Source organism: Pantoea sp. CFSAN033090 (assembly GCF_001264395.1).
Taxonomy (GTDB): Bacteria; Pseudomonadota; Gammaproteobacteria; order Enterobacterales; family Enterobacteriaceae; genus Pantoea; species Pantoea agglomerans.
On sequence record NZ_LGYX01000013.1, the window covers coordinates 143,241 to 164,368 of the forward strand.

Annotated in this window: 21 protein-coding genes; 7 read left to right on the top strand and 14 right to left on the bottom strand. The window is 56.6% G+C overall.

Annotated elements, in window-relative coordinates; translation table 11 throughout:
* Positions 1-84: 84 nt before the first annotated feature.
* The 11 genes from AFL22_RS13635 to AFL22_RS13685 all read right to left on the bottom strand — a co-directional run bounded on the left by AFL22_RS13635 (position 85) and on the right by AFL22_RS13685 (position 10,691).
* A complete protein-coding gene (locus AFL22_RS13635; RefSeq protein WP_033760229.1) occupies positions 85-693 on the bottom strand; it encodes a TetR/AcrR family transcriptional regulator in 609 nt (202 codons plus the stop codon).
* A complete protein-coding gene (locus AFL22_RS13640; protein ID WP_052271610.1) occupies positions 683-1,285 on the bottom strand; it encodes an NAD(P)H-dependent oxidoreductase in 603 nt (200 codons plus the stop codon). Before AFL22_RS13640 ends, AFL22_RS13635 begins: the two co-directional genes overlap by 11 nt.
* Positions 1,286-1,382: 97 nt before the next feature.
* Positions 1,383-2,453, bottom strand: a complete 1,071-nt coding sequence (locus tag AFL22_RS13645; protein ID WP_052271611.1) for an iron-containing alcohol dehydrogenase family protein — start codon at positions 2,451-2,453, stop codon at positions 1,383-1,385.
* Between the two features lie 9 nt (positions 2,454-2,462).
* Positions 2,463-3,131, bottom strand: coding sequence for a methionine ABC transporter permease (locus AFL22_RS13650; protein WP_022624728.1), 669 nt, complete (start codon positions 3,129-3,131; stop codon positions 2,463-2,465).
* Complete coding sequence (locus AFL22_RS13655; protein ID WP_010670747.1) at positions 3,119-3,907, bottom strand: ATP-binding cassette domain-containing protein; 789 nt, start codon at positions 3,905-3,907, stop codon at positions 3,119-3,121. Before AFL22_RS13655 ends, AFL22_RS13650 begins: the two co-directional genes overlap by 13 nt.
* Positions 3,900-4,703, bottom strand: coding sequence for a MetQ/NlpA family ABC transporter substrate-binding protein (locus tag AFL22_RS13660; RefSeq protein ID WP_033780393.1), 804 nt, complete (start codon positions 4,701-4,703; stop codon positions 3,900-3,902). The genes AFL22_RS13655 and AFL22_RS13660 overlap by 8 nt, the downstream gene beginning before the upstream one ends.
* Before the next feature lie 22 nt (positions 4,704-4,725).
* Complete coding sequence (locus AFL22_RS13665) at positions 4,726-5,745, bottom strand: isopenicillin N synthase family oxygenase (RefSeq protein WP_010670745.1); 1,020 nt, start codon at positions 5,743-5,745, stop codon at positions 4,726-4,728.
* Between the two features lie 131 nt (positions 5,746-5,876).
* Complete coding sequence (locus AFL22_RS13670) at positions 5,877-8,192, bottom strand: molybdopterin-dependent oxidoreductase (protein WP_052271612.1); 2,316 nt, start codon at positions 8,190-8,192, stop codon at positions 5,877-5,879.
* A gap of 3 nt (positions 8,193-8,195) precedes the next feature.
* Entirely contained in the window at positions 8,196-8,864 is a 669-nt protein-coding gene (locus AFL22_RS13675; RefSeq protein ID WP_052271613.1) for a methionine ABC transporter permease, read from the bottom strand.
* A complete protein-coding gene (locus tag AFL22_RS13680; RefSeq protein WP_010670742.1) occupies positions 8,848-9,882 on the bottom strand; it encodes an ATP-binding cassette domain-containing protein in 1,035 nt (344 codons plus the stop codon). The genes AFL22_RS13675 and AFL22_RS13680 overlap by 17 nt, the downstream gene beginning before the upstream one ends.
* A complete protein-coding gene (locus tag AFL22_RS13685; RefSeq protein WP_052271614.1) occupies positions 9,879-10,691 on the bottom strand; it encodes a MetQ/NlpA family ABC transporter substrate-binding protein in 813 nt (270 codons plus the stop codon). Before AFL22_RS13685 ends, AFL22_RS13680 begins: the two co-directional genes overlap by 4 nt.
* A gap of 219 nt (positions 10,692-10,910) precedes the next feature.
* Between AFL22_RS13685 and AFL22_RS13690 the strand changes: the two genes are divergently transcribed.
* Both AFL22_RS13690 and proP read left to right on the top strand, forming a co-directional pair.
* Positions 10,911-12,089 (top strand): aminotransferase class I/II-fold pyridoxal phosphate-dependent enzyme, encoded by a 1,179-nt coding sequence (locus AFL22_RS13690; protein ID WP_052271615.1) that lies wholly within the window; start codon positions 10,911-10,913, stop codon positions 12,087-12,089.
* 309 nt (positions 12,090-12,398) lie between these two features.
* A complete protein-coding gene (gene proP, locus AFL22_RS13695) occupies positions 12,399-13,865 on the top strand; it encodes a glycine betaine/L-proline transporter ProP (protein WP_010670739.1) in 1,467 nt (488 codons plus the stop codon).
* Positions 13,866-13,918: 53 nt separating this feature from the next.
* Here proP and AFL22_RS13700 read toward each other — a convergent pair whose 3' ends face one another.
* Complete coding sequence (locus tag AFL22_RS13700; protein WP_052271616.1) at positions 13,919-14,506, bottom strand: ABATE domain-containing protein; 588 nt, start codon at positions 14,504-14,506, stop codon at positions 13,919-13,921.
* A 176-nt stretch (positions 14,507-14,682) separates the two neighbouring features.
* On the opposite strand from AFL22_RS13700, the gene AFL22_RS13705 reads away from it, so the two are divergent.
* Positions 14,683-15,549: an alpha/beta hydrolase gene (locus AFL22_RS13705; RefSeq protein ID WP_010247407.1), complete on the top strand. Its 867-nt coding sequence runs from the start codon at positions 14,683-14,685 to the stop codon at positions 15,547-15,549.
* A 52-nt stretch (positions 15,550-15,601) separates the two neighbouring features.
* Here the strand turns inward: AFL22_RS13705 and AFL22_RS13710 are convergent, their stop codons facing one another.
* Positions 15,602-16,150 (bottom strand): YbhB/YbcL family Raf kinase inhibitor-like protein, encoded by a 549-nt coding sequence (locus tag AFL22_RS13710; protein ID WP_052271617.1) that lies wholly within the window; start codon positions 16,148-16,150, stop codon positions 15,602-15,604.
* Positions 16,151-16,407: 257 nt separating this feature from the next.
* On the opposite strand from AFL22_RS13710, the gene AFL22_RS13715 reads away from it, so the two are divergent.
* Positions 16,408-17,286, top strand: a complete 879-nt coding sequence (locus AFL22_RS13715; protein WP_033768559.1) for a LysR family transcriptional regulator — start codon at positions 16,408-16,410, stop codon at positions 17,284-17,286.
* Between the two features lie 5 nt (positions 17,287-17,291).
* On the opposite strand, the gene AFL22_RS13720 is transcribed toward AFL22_RS13715, so the two are convergent.
* On the bottom strand, positions 17,292-18,929 hold the full coding sequence (locus tag AFL22_RS13720) for a dihydroxyacetone kinase subunit DhaK (RefSeq protein WP_052271618.1): 1,638 nt from the start codon (positions 18,927-18,929) through the stop codon (positions 17,292-17,294).
* A gap of 258 nt (positions 18,930-19,187) precedes the next feature.
* On the opposite strand from AFL22_RS13720, the gene fucO reads away from it, so the two are divergent.
* The 3 genes from fucO to AFL22_RS24275 all read left to right on the top strand — a co-directional run bounded on the left by fucO (position 19,188) and on the right by AFL22_RS24275 (position 21,106).
* Positions 19,188-20,336, top strand: a complete 1,149-nt coding sequence (gene fucO / locus AFL22_RS13725; protein WP_052271619.1) for a lactaldehyde reductase — start codon at positions 19,188-19,190, stop codon at positions 20,334-20,336.
* Positions 20,337-20,657: 321 nt separating this feature from the next.
* Positions 20,658-20,831: a GhoT/OrtT family toxin gene (locus AFL22_RS13730; RefSeq protein WP_010247416.1), complete on the top strand. Its 174-nt coding sequence runs from the start codon at positions 20,658-20,660 to the stop codon at positions 20,829-20,831.
* Between the two features lie 104 nt (positions 20,832-20,935).
* Entirely contained in the window at positions 20,936-21,106 is a 171-nt protein-coding gene (locus tag AFL22_RS24275; RefSeq protein WP_010247418.1) for a hypothetical protein, read from the top strand.
* Positions 21,107-21,128: the final 22 nt, after the last annotated feature.

Consider the following 21,128-nt stretch of genomic DNA (forward strand, 5'->3'; position numbering starts at 1 on the left):
CGATCATCATTGTACGTTGCCACTACTTACACAACGCCTGTTGTGGTTGAAGGATTCGGCGGCCTGCGGGCCGCCTTTTTTATGCTAATCCGATTCCGACGCACGGCTGCCTGCCACCAGCGCCACGACCATGGCAGTGATCGCCTGTTCTCCTTCCCGTTTGCTGACATCGCCGCGTGCCACCGCGCCTGCGATGGCATCCGCGCCCCCCAGCAAGCCCCACATGCCTGCTTCCGGAATACCGCTGCTGCCTGCCAGAGGGGCAAACCAGCGCTGACAGCGGGCGATAAAGTCGAGCTGATAGTGGCGTTTGACGGCAGCCAGTTCCGGTGAGGTGCTGAGCGCTGACAGCAACTCCGGAATCTCACGCCCCTCCGTCATCACACAATCCACATAACAGGCCGCAAGCACTTCCGCTTTTTGTTGCATCACCATCGGTGCGGCATTCATCGCCGCTTCCATCTTTTCGGTCTGGCGACGATCAAAATCGTCATACAATGCCGCCAGCAATCCATGACGGGTGGTGAAGTGGTCATAAACCACCGGTTTACTGACCCCCGCCGCGTCGCCGACTCTGGCCAGCGTCAGTGCCTCGCTGCCTTCGGTTTGCATTATCTGCCACGCGACGTCTGACAACTGCCTGCGTCGTGCTTCGCGTGACAGACGCTTACGGGGTGTTTTTTCAACGGTCATGTTTTTCCTGATGGGCGAACAGACGCTGGCCCAGTTGATGCGCCAGCTGATAGTGTGACTCAGGATAACCTTCATCGCCGCTCAGCAACAGTTCACTGGTCACCACCGGCGCACCGCAATAGTCAAAGATGCCGTGATCAATCTGATTCCGCATGCTGGCGAAATAGCCGCGCCGCAGAAAGGTTCGGGTATCCGCCGCGCCAAGCGCAACCAGATGCACGGGAAGATGGCCGAGGCGTTTTACGATATGGCCATCCTGCTCATCAAAGGCCCAGCCCGCGATGAAGACGCGGTCTATCCAGCCTTTAAGCTGTGCCGGAAATGACCACCAGTAGACCGGATAGACCAGCACCAGCGCATCGGCACGATCCAGCCGCTGCTGTTCTGTCAGCACATCGGGCGGCGTCGGCGCCAGACCGTTGAAATGTCTGTGATCGCTGAGCGTAAAACGTGGATCAAACCCTTCTGCCGCCAGATCGGCCTTTTCAGCCGTATGGTGGCCTGTCGCGATAATGCCCTGCGCCAGCTGGTCCGCCACGCGGTGGGTGTGAGCGTCCTGATTGGGATGGGAAGTCACTATTAATGCATGCATCGTCGTCACCTTACCTGATTAGTCATTAAGCTACTAAAGGTATGTTACTATTGGTAGGTTAGCAAGCGGCGACCGTTGATCGATTCGCTGACCGCACTTACTGTTTAAACGCAGATGTCGCCAGCAAGGCCTGCTCCAGCAGAGGGTGATCGAACGTAAAGGGAAGGTGCGCCAGGCTGGCGGAGGGGAAATGGATCTGCTGCGCAATCTCTCTTACCCTGTCCGCGTTAATCGCCGCAGGCAGCGTCAGAGGCGAGTGGAAACGGCGCAGCAGCGCCAGCAGTTCTGGCTCCACCTGCTTACCCTGCTGTTCAATCCAGGATTGTACCAGCAAGCTGAAACCGACCTTTTCACCATGCAGCCAGTGATGCAGCTCCGGCTGGTGAGTCAGGCGATCGTGGATGATGTGGGCAAAGCCGGGGGTTGCCATCTCATCCTGAATACTGTTAGCCAGCCCCGCCAGCACAATGTTGGCTTCAATCACTTTCTCCAGCGCCGGGGTGACCTGCTGCCTGATGTTATCGGCCACCGCCGTGTCTCCCCAGCGTTTCAGCACCGTTACCGCCTGCCAGGCGGCTGCGACTTTAAGATCCAGCGCCAGCTGGTGCGGCATCTGTCGCTGATAAGGCTCAAATTCAAACCATTTGGCCAGCGCATCGACGATTCCGGCCCGCAGATAGCGTACCTCGCTGCGGGCGATGACCTCGCTGTCCACCAGAATCCGCTCAGGCATGGCATTCAGTGGCTGGCTGCGCAGATGGCCGCCGCGCTCATCATAGATAATCGCCAGCGGAGACCAGGCGGCACAGGTGGCGGCCAGCGTGGCGAAGTTAACCAGCCGGATATCCGGCAACGCGTCGTTGACCGCTTTGGCACAGTCCAGCACCCGCCCGCCACCCACAGCCAGAATCAGGGTAGCGCCATGCGTCTGCAACTGCTGTTGCAGCGCAGCAATCGCCGCATCGGTACACTCACCGGTCAGCGTATCGAGCTGCCAGCGGATCCCCGCCTGTTCCAGACTTATGCTCATGTCAGGATTCACCGCCTGCCAGGCCCGCGGCGAGGTGAAGATGTGAATATGCGAGGCAAGCGGCCGGATAATTTCTCCCACCCCGGCCCGCAGCCCTGGCCGTTGCAGATAGCCTTTCGGCGACATCACGCGAAACATGGTTGCTCCTTATCGACGATAAGCCAGCGAGCGTACCAGCCGGTCGCCGAGTTTCTGAATAAGCATCACAAGCGCCAGCAGCACCACAATGGTGGCCGCCATGATTTGGTTATCGAAACGCTGATAACCGTAGCGAATCGCCAGATCGCCCAGCCCGCCACCGCCAACCACGCCCGCCATCGCCGAGAAGCCAATCAGCATCACAATCGTCAGGGTAACGCCCGCCACCAGCGCGGGAAGCGCTTCCGGCAGCAGCACACGGCTGACGATATGCCACAGGGTACCGCCCATTGATACCACCGCTTCTATGCGGCCGCGGTCGACCTCATCCAGCGCGTTCTCCACGATGCGGGCAAAGAAGGGAAATGCCCCCAGCGTAATCGGCACAATGGCGGCAGTGCTGCCCAGCGTGGTGCCGACCAGCAGACGGGTAAAGGGGATCAGCGCAATCAGCAGCACCACAAATGGCAAGGCGCGTCCGGTATTTACCAGCGTATTCAGCAGCAGTGAAATCGCGCGATTGGGCAGAATGCCTTTTGGCCGGGTCAGAAATAGCAGCACGCCTACCGGCAGCCCTATCGCGACCGTGAAAAGGGCCGCCAGCAACACCATATACAGTGTTTCGCCAGTGGCGTTCAGCAGCAGTTCCTGAAACCGCTCACTACTCATGCTACGCATCGGGTTAACGCCTCACGCTGATATTTTTCGATAAACGCCCGGTCTGCTTCGCCATCCTTCAGCAGCATTTTGCGCAGGCGTCCCTCTTCACGTCCCATGATCTGGCTCAGGCTGCCGCTCTCAACCAGCTGGCCATTCTCAAGCAGCGCCGCCCCGTCACAAATCCGCTTCACCACCGCCATTTCATGGGTGATCAATACAATGGTGATATTGAGCTGCTGCTGAATATCGGCCAGCAGATCGAGAATCGAAGTGGTGGTTTCGGGATCCAGCGCGCTGGTCGCCTCATCGCACAACAGATAACGGGGTCGGGCGGCCAGCGCGCGGGCGATGCCGACGCGCTGTTTCTGTCCACCGGAGAGCTGCGACGGCCAGGCCGCCGCAAAGGAGGCCAGCCCCACCAGTTTCAGCAGCGATGCGACCCGCTCGCGACGTTCAGCCGCAGGCACACCGGCAATCTCCAGCGCCAGATCGACGTTGTCCTGCACGTTGCGCGAATGCAGCAGATTGAAGTGCTGGAAGATCATCCCCATCTGCTGTCGCTGCTGACGCAGTTGCGCCAGGCTCATCGCGGCGAGATCCTGCCCGTCAATTTCAATCAGGCCGCTGGTGGGACTCTCCAGCCGATTGAGGCAGCGCAATAGTGTACTTTTTCCCGCTCCGCTCCGACCGAGGATGCCAAAGATGGTCCCTTCTTCGATGGTGAGTGAGATGTCGTCTAACGCTGGCGCAGATGCGCCAGGATACTGTTTGCTGAGATGACTGAGTTTAATCATGCTGCTGGTCCGCAACCGGAATCACTGAGCCCTGATAATTTTTACGGATAAACTCCGCTACCTGCGGCGAGCGCAGATCTTTCGCCAGCTGTAACACGCGGGGATCTTTCGCCAGTTCTGGCGTCGTTACCAGCAGGTTGGCGTAGGGATTATGTGCTGCAGACTCCAGTCCCAGCGCATCTTTCGATGGGGTCAGACCTGCTTCCAGCGCGTAGTTGCCGTTGATAATTGCGGCATCCACATCATCCAGCGAGCGTGGCAGTTGCGGCGACTCAATCTCAACGATCTTAATTTTCTTCGGGTTATCACTGATATCTTTTGGCGTCACCAGCGTCGAACCCGTTTCACCCTGCGCGTTGAGTTTTATCACCCCTTTGTCCTGCAACAGCCAGAGTGCGCGGCTCAGGTTAGTGGTATTGTTCGGTACCGCAATGCTGGCCCCTTCAGGTAGCGCCGCTAAACTTTTCACTTTCCGCGAATAGATACCCAGCGGCTCGATGTGAACACTGGCGGCCACGGCAAAGGTTTTCCCCAGCGCCTTCTCCTGATCTTTCAGGTAAGGCAGATGCTGGAAGTAGTTGGCATCCACATCCCCGGCGGCCAGCAGCTCATTGGCATTCACGCCCCCGCTCAGCTCAACAATTTTGAGATCCAGTTTCGGATCCAGGGTTTTGACATACTCCAGGATTTCCGCATGTGGCAGCGGATCGGCCGCTACGCGCAGCGGCGCGGCCTGTAAACTCTGGGCAATCAGCAGTGAAAGACCGGCAAGGGCCAGAAAGCGCTTTTTAATCATCATCATTTATCTCTTATCGTTATCAGTGGGTGTTGTGTTCGGGGTAGAAACGCTGGGCAACTTCCGGATGCGAACGCAGCCGGCCTTTAAGGTAGTTCCAGCCCACTTCGCGCAGCAGCGGATTAAGCGGATCGCTGCTCGGTCCCTGTGCCAGTTCAGCCAGCTGAGGAGGCAGTTGATAGATCGGCACCACGGCGTCGAGTTGCGCGCCAAGGAAAAAGGCGATGGATAAGCGCTCGCTGCTTTGCGGTGGCGACACCACACGGTGCACCGTTGCGCGAAGATAACCGTTGGTTGCCAGCTCCAGCAGCTCGCCAATGTTCACCACAAACGCGCCCGGCAGTGGTGAGGCATCGATCCAGTTGTCCGGCGTCACTTCCACCTGTAAGCCCGGCTGATCGTCCTGCAGTAACATCGTCAGGAAGCCTGAATCTTTGTGCGCACCAACACCCTGGCGTGATTCGCCCTCCGTGCGGCCCGGATAACGGATCAGTTTGATATGTTCGTTGGGATAGTCGCCATAGAGGTTATCGAAGGCGTTGCGCGGCAGATTCAGTGCCCCGGCAAAGGCGCGCAGCAGCTCCAGCGCCACCGCTGTCATCTGCTGCTGCCAGCGGGTGACCACCGTTTGCAGTTCAGGTAAAGCTTCAGGCCACTGATTCGGCCCCTGCATCCGTTGCCAGGTGGGTGAATCGGCGGTAACGGGCAGCGCTTCCCGTTCCGCACCAATATCAAACTGCTCGCGATAGTCAGGCTGGCTGCGGGTTATTTCAACCCCCGCCAGGTTATAGCCGCGAAAATGCGGCGAGTTCGCCATCGCCACTGCGGATTTATCCGCCTGTGGCAGGGCAAAAAATTTCCGCGCGACGTGCTGAACCTCATCTAATAATTCACGGTCGATGCCGTGATTGATTAAATAGAAGAAACCGACATCACGCGCGGCCTGGCTTAATTTTTCCAGGACCTGTTGCTGCTGCTGTTGATTACCTGACAATAATGCGAAATCAATTACCGGCAATTCTGCTGTGGTTAACGCGCTCATGATTGACACTCTGTTGGCATGGAATCGCTTTACACTGCCATTTCATTTATGCGTTAACTACCAACTAATCCTGCTATGTATATGCGACGGATGGGAATATCCCACCACGCCGCGGGCTTTAAACCCGCAGATTACTCTGCGCTCCACGCCACGAATGCCGGCGGTAACCATGCCGTAATCTCAGGCAAAGGCTGCTGAAAAAGCGTAATCTCGACAAAACAGGTCTGCGCGCTGCACCCCTGGCCGAGTCGCGAACTGCCGCTATCCTGGGTCAGCACATTGGGATTGCCGTGTTTATCCAGCGGCTGGCCCTCCTGCTGATCGAGCGGGTCATACCAGGCGCCGGTCGACATCTGTACGACACCCGGCAGGATATCCTGCGTCAGATGCACGCCCGCCAGCAGCGCGCCGCGTCCGTTAAAGACTTTTACGATGCTGTTCTCCTCAATGCCGCGCGCAGCAGCATCTTCAGGATGCATCCAGAGTGGCTCACGCCCGGCAATTTTGGTGGCCCGGCTGACCCGTCCATGATCGTACTGACTATGCAACCGGGTCCGTGGCTGGCTGGAGAGCAGATGCAACGGCCACTGCTGCTTTTCCTGCTGTTGCGCCTGGTATTCCGGCGCATACCAGCAGGCAAATCCGGGCGCTTCGTCATACCCGAAATCGGCCACCTGCTGAGAAAAAAGCTCGATTTTCCCCGACGGCGTGCTGAGCGGGGCTGACTCCGGGTTATCACGAAACGCTTTTAGCAGAATCTGCGGCGTCTCCGGCGCGGGATACTCCACCACTCCCTGTGACCAGAACGCCTCAAATGGCGGCAGTTCGATGCCCTGCGCTGCCGCGCGCGGCCGGGAATCTTCATAGAGTGTCTGAAGCCACTGGCGCTCATCACGCCCCTGCGTAAAGGCGTCAGCAAAACCGAGCCGCTGCGCCAGGGCGGCAAAAATTGCGTAATCCGATTTTGCCTCGCCAAACGGCGGCAGATGCTGCGGCATGGCGATGATAAAACCGTCGTTGCTGGCGCTGCCGATATCCTCACGCTCCAGCGACGTGGTCGCAGGCAGCACGATGTCGGCAAATTTTGCCTGCGCCGTCCAGAACTGCTCATGCACAATTACGGTGTCCGGCCGCTGCCAGGCGCGTATCAGCTTGTTGATATCCTGATGATGATGAAAGACATTGCCGCCCGCCCAGTAGACCAGCCGGATGTCGGGATAGACCCGCTGTTGTCCATCAAACTCATAGTGCCCTCCGGGATTGAGCAACATGTCGGCGATGCGTGCCACCGGAATCGTCTGCTGCACCGGATTATGACCGGCGGGCAGACGAGGCCCGGAAAACTGTCGCCGGGCGGCACCGGCCAGATTGGTTGAGGCGTAACCAAAGCCCAGCCCGCCGCCGGGTGTGCCAATCTGACCCAGCAGAGCGGTGGTCGCAACGGTGGCCCAGAAAGCCTGCTCGCCCTGCCGCGCCCGCTGCACTGACCAGGCAATATTCACCATCGTTTTATGCGCCGCCATCTGCCGTGCCAACGCACGGATCTCCGCGGCCGCCAGCCCGGTCAGCGGAGCGGCCCATTCTGGCGTTTTAGCTATCCCGTCGCGTTCACCCAGCAGGTAGGCGGCATAGTGGTCAAAGCCCACCGTGTAACGTTCTGTGAATGGCGCGTCATAGAGAGATTCAGTAATTAACACCTGCCCGATTGCCAGTAACAGCGCCGTATCGGAGCCGGGCTGTATCGCCAGCCACTCCGCATCCGCCACCCCAGCAAGATCGTTTCTGACCGGACTGATGTTGATAAACCGGGTGCCATTCTGCCGTAGCGTGGTTAACCAATGGGAAAGCGCATGGTCGTTAGCCCCGCCGCCATTGACCTGCGCATTGCGCAGCGGCAAACCCCCGATAGCCACAAACAGTTCGCAATGCTCTGCAAGAACCGGCCAGTGGGTATGGTGACGTTGTAACTCATCGAGGTTGCCGATGATGTGCGGCAGCGTGCGTTCACCGGCCGCAATGCTGTAGGTGTTGGTGCTGGCGATATAGCCGCCATAGTGGTTAAAGAAACGATGAAGCTGGCTCTGGGCATGATGGAAACGTCCGGCACTCGACCAGCCGTAAGAGCCGGCGTAGATCGCCTGATTGCCGTGCTCTGTTTTGACACGCCCCAGCTCCTCCGCCACCAGTTGCAACGCAACATCCCAACTCACTTCCACAAACGGCTCTTTGCCGCGCCCGTTGCGGGATGCGCTTCTGTTCTGGAGATAACCGAGCCTGACGGCCGGATTTTTGACCCGGGTTTCGCTTTGCACCGCGCCCGGTAACGACTGCCCGATCGCAGAGGGATTACGGTCCCACGCCACCGGCCTGACCGACGTCAGCGTGTCCCCTTCGGTGGTGACGTGATACGTGCCCCAGTGCATAACAGCTAAATCATTCTTTTTCATGGCTCACTCGCGTCGGATACGGCGCGAGAGACGCGTACCCAGGGTTTGCAGTAGCTGGACAATGACAATCAGCACCAGCGCAGTCGAAATCGTGGCAAAGGCATCAAAGCGCTGATAGCCGTAAGTGATGGCGAGGTCGCCAATGCCGCCGCCGCCCACCGTGCCCGCCATCGCCGTCGCACCCAGCAGGCCGATAGTGGCGGTGGTCAGGGCTAACACCAGCGACGAGGCGGCTTCCGGTATCATGAAATACCAGATGGTCTGCAGCGTGGTGGCACCCATCGCATTGGCTGACTCCAGAATGCCCTCATCCACCTCCAGCAGGGCATTCTCCACCAGCCGTGAAATATAGGGCGCGATAAATATCACCAGTGGCACAATGGCCCCCGCCGTACCGATGGTGGTGTTCACCAGCAGGCGCGTCAGCGGCAGAATAGAGATCAGCAGAATAATAAACGGCAGTGAACGGATGATATTCACGATCGGGTTCAGCAACTGATGTACCAGTCGATTCGGCTGTATCCCACCCGGACGACAGATCACCAGCACAATGCCAAGCGGCAGGCCCAGCAGCGAACCAAAGCCCAGCGACATCGCCACCATAATCAGCGTGTCCTGCATCGCCGTCAGGAACTGATCGCCGGTAACGGCGGTTTCAAAGAGTTCTGACATCACTGATTTTCACTCCGGTCGCGATGAGAAACTGGATGGCCGCCTCGCGTCTTGCGGGCTCGCCTTTGATCTGCACAATCATGAAACCCAGAATGGTACGCTGTACTTCCGTCATGCTGGCGAACAGGATATTCACTTCAACCTCATGTTCACGGATCAGGCGATTGATGATCGGCTGTTGTGCCGTGCTGCCGACAAACTCCAGCCGCAACACGTCGACAGCCGGATGCTGGCTTAACAGCGCAAGGGTCTGCTGTGGCAGACGATCGTGGATGACGGACTGCACAAAGCTGGCGCTCACCGACTGTTGCGGTTCAGCAAACAGCGACAGGACATCGCCCTGTTCAACGATACGGCCCTGCTCCATCACCGCCATCCGGTTGCAGATCTTCTGGACCACCGACATCTCATGGGTGATCAGGACAATGGTGATGCCGTAACGCTGATTAATCTCCTGTAACAGCAGCAGAATCTGTACCGTGGTCTGGGGATCCAGCGCGGAGGTCGCCTCATCACACAACAGAATCGCGGGATTGGTTGCCAGCGCGCGGGCAATTCCGACGCGCTGTTTTTGTCCGCCGGAGAGTTCATCCGGGTAGCTGTGGGCTTTGTCGCTGAGGTTAACAAACGCCAGCAGCTCCGCTACACGGGTGGCGATAAAATCTTTATCCCGGCCCTGTAAAATCAGTGGGATGGCGACGTTGTGAAACACCGTTCTGGCATTGAGCAGATTGAAGTGCTGGAAGATCATGCCAATCTGCTTTTTGACCTGAATTAAGCGCTTTTTGCTGATCCCTTGTAACGCTTCACCCTGCACCTCAACCGAGCCGGTTGTGGGGGTCTCCAGGTGATTAATCAGGCGCAGCAGCGTACTTTTTCCGGCTCCACTGGTGCCGATGACGCCAAAGATGTCACCCTGGTTGATACGCAGATTAATCTCCTTCAGCGCCTGCACTTCTGCACCGTTACGCGCAAACGTTTTGCTGACATGGCGAAACGCAATGGCTACCTGACTCATTTGAAATAATCTGGCAGCAGATAGCCCGCATACTGCGCATTACCGGTGATATAGGTTTTAAATTCTGCTGAGTGGTAGCCGGCAATAATGTCACGGGCAAACTGAGCCTGCTTATTTTTATCGGCTACCGTCACCACGTTAATAAACTGGCTGGTTGCCGCTTCCAGTTTCAGTGCCGAATTGAGTTTCATGCCACTGGATACCGCGAAGTTGCCCTGAATGACTCCATAGTCAACATCGGGGAGTGCACGCACCTGCTGAGCGTTATCCATCTCTTTAAGCACGATTTTGTAGGGATTTTCCGTGATATTTTTCTGCGAAAAAGTGGCAGCATCGCTATCGGGGCTGATTTTGAGCCAGCCGATGCTCTGGAGTAACAGCGCCGCCCGGTACTCATTTGAGGGCTGATTGGGCACAGAGACCGTGCTGCCCGGCGCGGGTTGAGTCAGCGTTTTCACGCGCCCAGAGTAGAGCCCCATTGGCGGGGTCGGCACCTGCACAATCCCAACGTTATCAATGCCAAGCCGCTCATTAACCGACTTAAGATAGACGGGATGCTGCATGATATTGGCGTCAATCGTCCCGCGATGAACAGCATCATTAACCTGAATTCCATCACTGAAATCTTTATACTCCAGAGTATACCCCTGCCTGATTAATAAGGGCGCAACGCCTTTTTCAAACTGCTCTTTATAAGGCCCTGGATTAAATCCAATCCGTATTTTCTTCTGGTCGGCTGCCTGAGCGGCAGAAATAAAAAGGCTGGCGGTGGTCAGTGCCAGAATAATTCCCCGGGATGTGATCTGCATTGTTTGCCCTGATTCATTATTGTGAGAGCGATCGATTTAATCACAGCCATCGCGGAGAGGAACAGGCAAAACCCAGCCCCGACTTTGGCTTATTTATGCTAACGATAGTCACATGCTGGATATTCGAATCCTTGCAAAGAACAGCGTTATTTCTGCTAAAGATTTTAATGTCAGCTGTGTCATTCTTCCTCGCTTAACACTGTTTATTGCGGGAGAGATATGGAGGAGTTTGCAGCTTCAGAGATGGTCGCAGGGCTCGAAGAGAACCTCTTCAGCATGCTGGAAAAGCAGGCAGCACAACTGAATGATGCGCTGTTACCGCTGATCGATCTCTCTTCCGGCAGTCCGCGTCAGCCGACGCCGCCCGCGGTAATCGCTTCATTACAGGCTGCGGCAGCGAAACCGGAGAACCATGAGTATCCCTCGTTCTGGGGCAAACCCGCGCTGCGCCGTGCTATCGCAGCCTTTTACCAGCGTCACTACGGCGTTACGCTTGATCCTGAAACTGAAGTGGCGCTGTTCCAGGGCGCACACATTGGCGTCAATGGTTTTCCCCGCGCCCTGCTCAATCCGGGTCAGGTGTTGATCTCTACCGATCCCTGCTATCCGCTCTACCGCTCAGCGGCCCGTCAGGCAGGTGCCGATTTTTATGGCATTCCGCTGGAGGCGCGCAATGATTTCCTGCCCGATTTCACCCAGGTGCCAGACGAGATCGCGGCGCGTGCCGGTCTGCTGCTGCTCAATTATCCCCATAACCCCACCGGCGCACTGGCGACAGCCGCGCTGTTCGCCGACGCGCTGGCCTTCGCCCGCCAGCATCATGTTCCGCTGATTCATGACTTCGCCTATGCCACGCTGGGCAGTGAGTCGGGCGAACAGCCGCTGAGTCTGCTGGCACAGCCCGATGGCAAAGCCTGGGGCGTGGAAATCTACACGCTGTCAAAAAGCGCACTCATGGCAGGCTGGCGGGTGGGATTTGCGGTGGGAAACGCCTCGATGATTGCGGCATTTAAAAAACTTCATACTCATAGCTACAGCACGGTGTATGGCGCGGTGCAGGATGCCGCTATCACCGCGTTGTCGCTGCCCGCTGAACAACTCAGCTTGCTGGCAGAGCATTACCATCAGCGCCGCAGAGTGATTTTAGCCAGGCTGGCAGCGATGCACTGGCCGGTTCGCGCCCGTCAGGGCACCTTTTTCCTCTGGCTGGCAGCGCCAGCTGGTTTCACCGGGGAGCAGTTCGCCGCCCTGCTACTGGCCCAGTGTCATCTGCTGGTGGCACCGGGTAACGGGTTTGGCGCAGCGGGCCGTGATTATATTCGCATCAGCCTGACAACCGGGACGGAGCAATTACTGCAGGCGCTGGATCGCATCGACGAACTGAAACTGTTTAAGTAGCGCATCAGTATCGGGAAAATCAGTTCCAGATATAACCAGAGCACCAGCCGCAAGCTATTACCAAATGTTCAGACCCGTAAGCAGGCGTGAATAAGTTCACTATGCTGGGTTTGTCAGTAAATGCAGTTATTTCGGCTGAAAACTTGCAAAAACTTACAATCGTAGTCTAGAGTTTACCGGCTGCGGTTTCTGCCGCTTCACTTAAAACTTATTCGGCTTCTTATAGCTTTCATTTCCACGGTTTCTTCTGAACATTGTTTGCGGCTGCGAAAGCTATAAGACTCCTTCATTGATGCACCTGAGGAGAATATGGACACCAGAAACTCATCGTCTGAACACCCAAAGAAACATTTCTGGAACAGGAAGCCAAAAGAGCTGACTGTTGACGACATTACCGTAATCGACAACGACATGCTGAAGCGTGCAGTTGGCGCAGCTGCGTTAGGTAATGCGATGGAATGGTTCGACTTTGGCGTATACAGCTATCTCGCCGTGATCATCGGCAAAGTCTTCTTCCCGGATGCCAACAACGCGGTGCAGCTAATCGCCACCTTTGGTACGTTTGCCGCGGCCTTCCTGGTCCGTCCGATTGGCGGCCTGGTGTTTGGCCCGCTTGGTGACCGCATCGGACGGCAGAAAGTGCTGGCGATGACGATGATCATGATGTCGATTGGTACGTTCTGTATCGGTCTGATCCCGGCTTACTCTTCAATAGGCATCATGGCACCGATTCTGCTGCTGGTGGCACGTCTGATCCAGGGCTTCTCAACCGGCGGTGAATATGGTGGCGCAGCGACCTTTATCGCGGAGTACTCTACCGATAAACGCCGGGGCTTTATGGGCAGCTTCCTGGAATTCGGCACCATCGGTGGTTACCTGCTGGGTGCCAGCCTGGTCACGGTGATGACCACCGTGATGTCGAATGAGGCGATGATGTCCTGGGGCTGGCGCGTGCCGTTCTTTATCGCCGCGCCGCTGGGCCTGTTTGGTCTCTATGTGCGACTGAAGCTGGAAGAGACTCCGGCCTTCCAGCAGCACATGGAAAAACAGGAAGCGCTGGAGCAAAGCAAGCCGCGTCTGACGCTGATGCAGATGCTGAGCAAATACCGCGCACCGATGATGAAATGTATCGGTCTGGTACTGCTGTTTAACGTCTCTAACTACATGCTGACCTCGTACATGCCGAGCTATCTGACCGGCGTGCTGGGTCTGCCAGAGTTAAGTGGCCTGCTGCTGGTGATGGTGGCGATGTTCGTGATGATGCCGCTGACGCTGCTGTGGGGTCGCTGGACCGACCGCATTGGTCGTCGTCCGGTGATTGCCTTTGGTGCGGTGGGTCTGATCCTGCTCGCCATCCCGAGCTTTATGCTGATCGGGTCGGGTAATATGTGGGCGGTATTTGGCGGCCTGATGATTCTGGGTGTACTGCACACCTGCTTCAGCGGCACTATGCCTTCGACGCTACCTGCGCTGTTTACTACCGATATCCGTTACAGTGCGCTGGCCATCGGCTTCAACCTGTCGGTTTCGCTGTTTGGGGGTACGACACCGCTGATTACTGCGTGGCTGGTGGATACCACTAAAAACAATATGATGCCAGCTTACTACATGATGGGCGCGGGCGTGATTGGCCTGCTCACCATTCTGACGGTACGTGAAACAGCCCGTCAACCGCTGACCGGTTCATCCCCTGCGGTAGCGACCAAAGCGGAAGCGCATCGCCTGATCGACAAGCTGCGCAAGCGGCACAAGCCATCAGCGACCACTGCGAAATAACTGTTCTGACACCCTGCTCTGCAGGGTGTTTTTTTATCTGCCATCCGATCTGTTTACCCAGCTGATTTAACTGCCCTGAAACGCGCCACTTTCGCCCGATTGCCACACAGCGCCATGCTGCACCAGCGGCGGCGATGCGCTTTGGTGCGATCGTAAAACCACAGTGTACAGGCGGGATGTTCACAGCCACGGACTCTGCTGAAATCCTCCTGCGCCAGCAACATCGCAGCCTGTTCCGCAACCTGTCCCAGCCGCTGCATCACACTCTGGCCCGCATAGACCCGCCTGATTTTTAAGGCACCCGGCTCCCCGGTCATTTGCAGATGGCTGGTCGCTTCACCCAGCCAGGCGTTCAGCGCCTGAATATCAACGCCCTCTCCCGCTTTGTGCTGCTGCACGTTATCACGAATGATCTGACGTAAGTGACGCGCTGCTTCCAACAGTGCACCCGGTTCATGCTGCGGAGCCGGGGCATCTGGTGTCAGTCCTGCCTGGTGTAGCCAGGCTTCAACATCCTGATCGGTTTGCCAGAAGTCGTGCGGCTGGCCTTCCACGATGGCCAGGGTATTGATGAAATCCAGCGCCGGATGATCAGCCAGAAACCACGGTCCCTGGGCGGTGTGTGATTGCGTTTCCGCCATGATATTGCCTCCCTTGTTAACTCTGCTGATGCCACTGTAACCGACAAAGTACTATTTGAATAGTTACACCGCACCTTTTGTAACCATTATAAATTGATTTGACAGGTTACATTCTGGCTGCATAATGACTCTTAGTAACCCCATAAACATCATTTAACCAGTTACAGGAGTTCAGCATGCGTGATCAATCCATTTCGTATCGTTACCAGCAGGCCGATGGCGTCAATATTTTCTATCGCGAAGCGGGCGATCCTTCCCTGCCGGTACTGCTGCTGTTGCATGGCTTTCCCACCTCTTCACATCAGTTCCGCAATCTGATCCCGCTTCTGGCCGATAAATTTCATCTCATCGCACCCGATATGCCGGGCTTTGGCTTCACTGAAGTGCCTGCTGAGCGCAACTATTCCTGGACCTTCGACGCGCTTGGCCAGACGCTGACCGCCTTTGTCGATGCACTGGGGCTGGAACGTTATGCGATGTATGTTTTCGACTATGGCGCACCTGCCGGTCTGCGACTGGCACTGGCTTACCCCGATCGCGTCAGCGGACTGATATCACAAAACGGTAACGCCTATCTGGAGGGATTAGGAGAGGCCTGGGCGCCGGTCCGCGCCTACTGGGACGATCCCAGCGAAGCAAATGGTCAGGTTATCCGTGACGCCATCCTGACGCTGGAAGGGGTGAAGTGGCAGTATCTGCATGGGGTGAGCGATCCGCAGCAGATCGCCCCGGAAACCTATACCCTGGATACTCTGCTGATGGAGCGCCCCGGTAACAAAGATATTCAGCAGGCCCTGTTTCTCAATTACGCCAGTAATCTGAAACGTTATCCGGAATTTCAGGCGTTCTTTCGCCAGCAGCAGGTGCCAACGCTGGTGATCTGGGGCAAGCACGATCCGTTCTTTATTCCACCGGGCGCAGTGGCCTGGCAGCGGGATAATCCACAGGCGGTGGTCGAGATGCTGGATAGCGGCCACTTCGCGCTGGAGACGCACACGCATCACATTGCGTCGCGCATCCGCGAGATGTTCAGTGGCGACTGACCCGCTGCGCGCAGAGGCAGGCTGTTCAGCGCTGCCTCTGCAAGCGTGCAGGTCACTCATTGCTAAAGCGGCCAACGGTGCTGGCCGCGCCCAGCGCATGGCCTTTCAGCTGTGCAACCAGCTCTGCCTGGGTTAACCCCGCTTTCAACTGACCTACCGGCAAATCGGTGGCGATCAGCACAAAGTTATAGTGATGCAGACCACTGCCTGCAGACGGGCAAGGGCCATAATAGTGCAGCGTCCCTGGGGTATTTTTTCCGCCGGTGTAGTCCTTGCCTTTTGTCAGAGCACCCTGCGCAAATGACGAGCGGCTGGCGGGAATGTTATAGGCCACCATGTGGGTAACGCCGAGCCCTTTGGCCCCGACCGGATCGGTCATCAGAAGAGCCAGACTGCGGGTGCCCGCCGGAATCGCAGACCAGTTCAATTCGGGAGAGATATTCTCACCTGTACAGGCAGGATTACTTTTATTGGCACCGGCAAACTTTTTATCCAGTAGCGCATTATCGCTGAAGTCTTGTGATTGCAGCGTAAATACCGACGCCGCCAGCGTGGTCATTGGCAAAACGGCCAGCACCGTCGCGCAGAGTAATTTTTTCACCAGCCACTCCTTATCAGATTACTCAAGAGATTATGTTCCGTATGGATTGCGTCACTGCCTGATTACTATAACGGCTTTAACGCGATTGACCCGACTGACCGCCTGTTCAGGGGTAAGGAAACGGCAAATCTATGATCTCCGTCGCGCTGGCTGAGAGAGCTGACGCGTTGCCCTGTGACGCATTACCCGATATAAGTTAACGCGTCTGGCTGAAGTTTCGCCTGAATCATCGTCATTGTCACCGATAAGTGGACACTATGCAGATTGAAGATCTCCGGATTTACGTTGCGGTAATGCATGCTGGCAACTTTACTGCAGCAGCTGAGCATCTGATGCTATCGAAACAGTATGTCAGCCGCCGCATGGCTGCGCTGGAGGCATCATTAGGGGTACGACTGCTGATCCGTAACACCCGTAAGCTGTCTGTAACGGATGCAGGTTTACTGTTCGCGCAACATGCTCAGCGCATTCTGGATGAGATTCAGGAAGCGCAACTGGCGGTGTCAGAGCAGCAGCAGGCGCTGCGCGGCACCTTCCGAATCAATCTGCCGATGTCCTTTGGCATGAGCCACCTCTCCCCCCTGATTGCCGAATTTCTGAGCCACCATCCGTCATTGCAGTTTCATATTGAGCTGGCTGACCGCTATGCCGATGTGATTGGCGAAGGCGTTGATATGGCGATTCGCATCGGTACGCTGGCTGATTCCACACTGATTGCCCGTCCGCTCGGCGAGCTGAAGCGGGTTATCTGCTGCAGCCCCCGCTATCTGGAACGGGCAGGCGTGCCGCAGCAGCCAGAAGCCTTGCTGCAACATGCCTGTCTGCGCTACGGACGTGAAGGTCAGAATGGCTGGGAACTGCAGGTCAATGGTAAACCCAAGTGGCTGGCGGTTCAGGGACCGATGGTGAGTAACAATGGCGAGGTCCTGCGTGATGCCGCACTGGCAGGCTTAGGACTGGTATTGTTACCCGCCTTTATCGTTGAGACAGCCCTGCAACGCGGTGAGCTGGTGACCGTGCTGGACGACTATCTGCCGCCCGCACTCTCTCTGAATGCGGTTTACCCGCAGCACCGTCAGCGCAGCGAAGTAAACCGCCAGTTACTGGCCTTTCTCCAGGCGCGTTTAGCGTCGTGACAGGATTAAAGTTTTTTTAATGCCGCAAAGACCCTGGCGACAGCAACGGCACCCGGATCAGACACGCCGTTGAGGTTAGCACTGTTGAGATAAGATGATCGGCCCGCTTTTGCTTTCCCCATGCTGGCGGTTGCATCACTGCCCTGCTGTGCCGCATCAGCCGCCTCTGCCAGCGATTTACCCGCCACCAACGCCTCGATTGCCGGTTGCAGCGCATCAATCAGCGTGCGATCTCCTGGTTGTGCCCCGCCATACTGCTTCATCTTCTCCAGACCCTGCTGCAGGGCCGCGGGCAGCGCATCCCCTTCGGCCAGCTGCTGCGCAGCAGCGGTGAAAAAGATCGCCATCAGTACGCCGCTGGAGCCGCCCATCACGGTCGCCAGTCGCTCACCCGTCACCGCGAGCAGATCGGGCAAGGCATTTAACGGCAGCTGATTATCTGCACATTCGCGCTGGATCTGGCGTGCGCCAGCAGCAAAGGTCGAACCGGTATCGCCATCACCGACCTGCGCATCCAGTTTGTTCAGCTCGCTTTCGCTGGCGATCAGGGTTTCACAGATGCTGTTAACAAACGCAGCGACGGTCGGGTTATCTGAGGGTTGCGCCGGATGCGATGTTGCCTCTTTTGTCGCGTTTACCGGCTGCAGCGGCGCGATTTTAACCGCCTGAACCCAGCCGGTGACCTCAACCGGCGCGCAGATCGCCTCTTCGAACAACGGCGTCAGCGTCATGGAGGTGACGGAAAAGCCCTTCATGTCCAGCGCGGTCATTAGCGGAGCCGGACCAATCAGATAATCACTACCCCGGCTGAGCGGCGACTCAATCAGATCCCGCGTGACCAGACTCATCTCCAGCGCGGACATGCCGCCAAGATTATTGACTAACAGCGCGCGTGGCTGATCGTTGTCCGGCATCACTTTCTCCAGCAGATGCTGCACAATCTGCTGACTGTTTTGCGTCTGCATGACGTCAACACCCGGTTCGCCGTGAATCCCCAGCCCCATTTCAACGCTGCCGTCTGGCACTCGCTGGCCGGTCTGTTCATCCGGCAGATGGCAGCTTGAGAGCGCAACGCCCATGGTGGCGATAGCACGACTGGCTGCCTCTGCTGCCTCGGTCACCGCCGTCAGGTCATCACCCCGCTCTGCGACGAAGCCCGCCACTTTATGCACCAGCAACGTGCCCGCGACGCCGCGTGGCTGAGGGTTATCGGGCAACGCAACATCATCACCGACAATCACCATATTGACGCTGAATCCCGCTTTGCGCGCTTTTTCTGCCGCCAGACCGAAGTTGAGTCGATCTCCGGTGTAGTTTTTCACAATCAGCAGACACCCCGCCTCACCGGTAATATTGATGATGGCGTTGTAAACCGCGTCAACGCTGGGGGAAGCAAAAACATCGCCACAGACGGCAGCCGTCAGCATCCCTTTGCCGATAAAGCCGACATGGGCCGGTTCATGGCCTGAACCGCCACCGGAAATCAGCGCGACCTGCTGTTTTTGCCAGTCATTACGCATCACGATGCGAATGCGCGGATCGACCTGCAACCGGACCAGATTGCGCCACGGGCTGGCGTAAATCATGCCATCTAACGCGCTGTCGACGAGATCATCCTTTTTATTCATTACGAATCGGGTCATGTCTTCTTTCCTCATAGGCATGCGGGTTTGCTGATGACCCAGTGTTACATATCACTGACGACAGTGAGAAATCCATCAACAGGTCTGTAGCCTGATTTCAGACATACCGCACGAAAACCAGCTGACACAGGCGCAGTGATTTTTACTAATTGATTGATTTTTATCAAATGTCTTTACCTGAAAGTGAGAGGTTCTGCGCAGAACATGAACCGGGGATCACGGATGGTAAAAATTCATTTGTTAACAGAGGATGTTTTAATGACCCAACGTATGATTCTCAATGAAACCGCCTGGTTTGGTGCTGGTGCTTTGCGCCATTTGCCGGAAGAGGTACAACGTCGCGGGATGCGAAAAGCACTGATCGTCACTGACAAAGCGCTGGTCGCGGCGGGTGCGCTGAAGCGGGTGACCGATCTGCTGGCGCAACATCAGCTTGACTGGGCGGTGTATGATGAGGTGGTGCCGAATCCTACCATTCGGGTTGTGCAGCAGGGTGTTGCGGTGTTCAGAGAGTCAGGTGCCGACTACCTGATCGCCATTGGCGGGGGCTCACCACAGGATACCAGCAAGGCGATCGGCATTATTATTAATAACCCTGAGTTTGAAGATGTCCGCAGCCTGGAAGGCGTCAGCCCCACCCGTCATCCGTGCGTGCCGATCATCGCTATCCCGACCACGGCAGGCACCGCCGCAGAAGTGACGATTAATTACGTCATTACCGATGAAGAGAATCGCCGTAAGTTTGTCTGTGTCGATCCCCATGACATACCGAAAGTGGCGATCATTGATGCGGAGATGATGGCGAGCATGCCAGCGTCGCTGAAGGCTGCGACCGGTATTGATGCCCTTACTCATGCCATTGAAGGCTACATCACGCGCGGAGCCTGGACCCTGACCGATATGCTACACCTCAAAGCCATTGAGATTATCAGCCAGTCACTGCGTGAATCGGTGGCAGGAAATATTGAGGCAGTTGAGCAGATGGCGCTGGGACAATATGTGGCCGGTATGGGTTTCTCTAATGTCGGCCTTGGTCTGGTGCATGGCATGGCACACCCGCTGGGCGCCTTTTACAATGTCCCGCACGGCGTAGCCAATGCCATTTTGCTGCCGCAGGTGATGGCGTGGAATGCCTCAAGCACTGGCGAAAAATATCGCGACATTGCCCGCGCAATGGGTGTGAAACAGGTTGAGTCATTGTCGCTGGATCAGGCGCGGGAAGCGGCGGTCGCCGCGGTGCGTCAGCTCTGTCGCGATGTGGGTATTCCCCGCTCGCTGCGTGAAGTGGGCTTAAAAGAGGCGGATATCCCTGCACTGGCACAGGCCGCGCTGGATGATGTCTGTACCGGCGGCAATCCACGTACGCCGGACCTGGAGGACGTGATGGCGTTATACCGCCAGAGTTAAAGCGCATATCCTGTAGTGATGCAGTGCCGATAACAGGCCCGTCCTCGCTGGCGGGCTTTTTTTGCGTCATGGCAACGGTTAATCCGGGAGCCTTCGCCAGAGGTTGTTCAGTCTGGCTTACGGCATCAGCCAAGGTTTTAGCTGCGTTTTTCCCGCCTGGTTTCAGCCTGAAATCGCCCGCTGTTACGATGAAGTTCAGCGAGCGAACCAACTGCCCCTACCCATGATTTCTTTAGATGCTAAACCCTGATTCACTTGATCTGGATCACAAAAATCCGCATCATGCGCAGCGAAAACCTTAATGACGCTGCGGAGATATCAATGACACTGTACCAGGGTATGCTAATTTTCTATGCCGTTGTTGCATTGATCGCTACGCTGATCACGTTCTTCATCGCCAAAGATAAGCTGAGCATCAAACTGCTGAGCGCCTTTCTGGTGGGGGCCACCTGGCCGATGAGTTTTCCTGTCGCGCTGATGTTTGCTCTGTTTTAATTGACATTATCCCCTTAGATACCACACTCAGGTAAGACGTCCCTGACCTGCAAACCGCCGATCACCGACGTGGCCTTGTTCATGACGGTTAATAAGGAGCGGATATGCGCGTTATCAGTGTGATGATTCTGGTTTCTCTTCTCAGTGCCTGTAGTGCCCCATGGCACGCTGAAAAACCGGTTCCGGCGGCCGAAACCCGCCAGCAGACCTGCCAGCCAGGCTCCAATCCCAGCCAGAACGACTGCGGTCATTTCCCTGAACCTGAATTCCATTGATCCTGTCACAAGGCGATCGCTG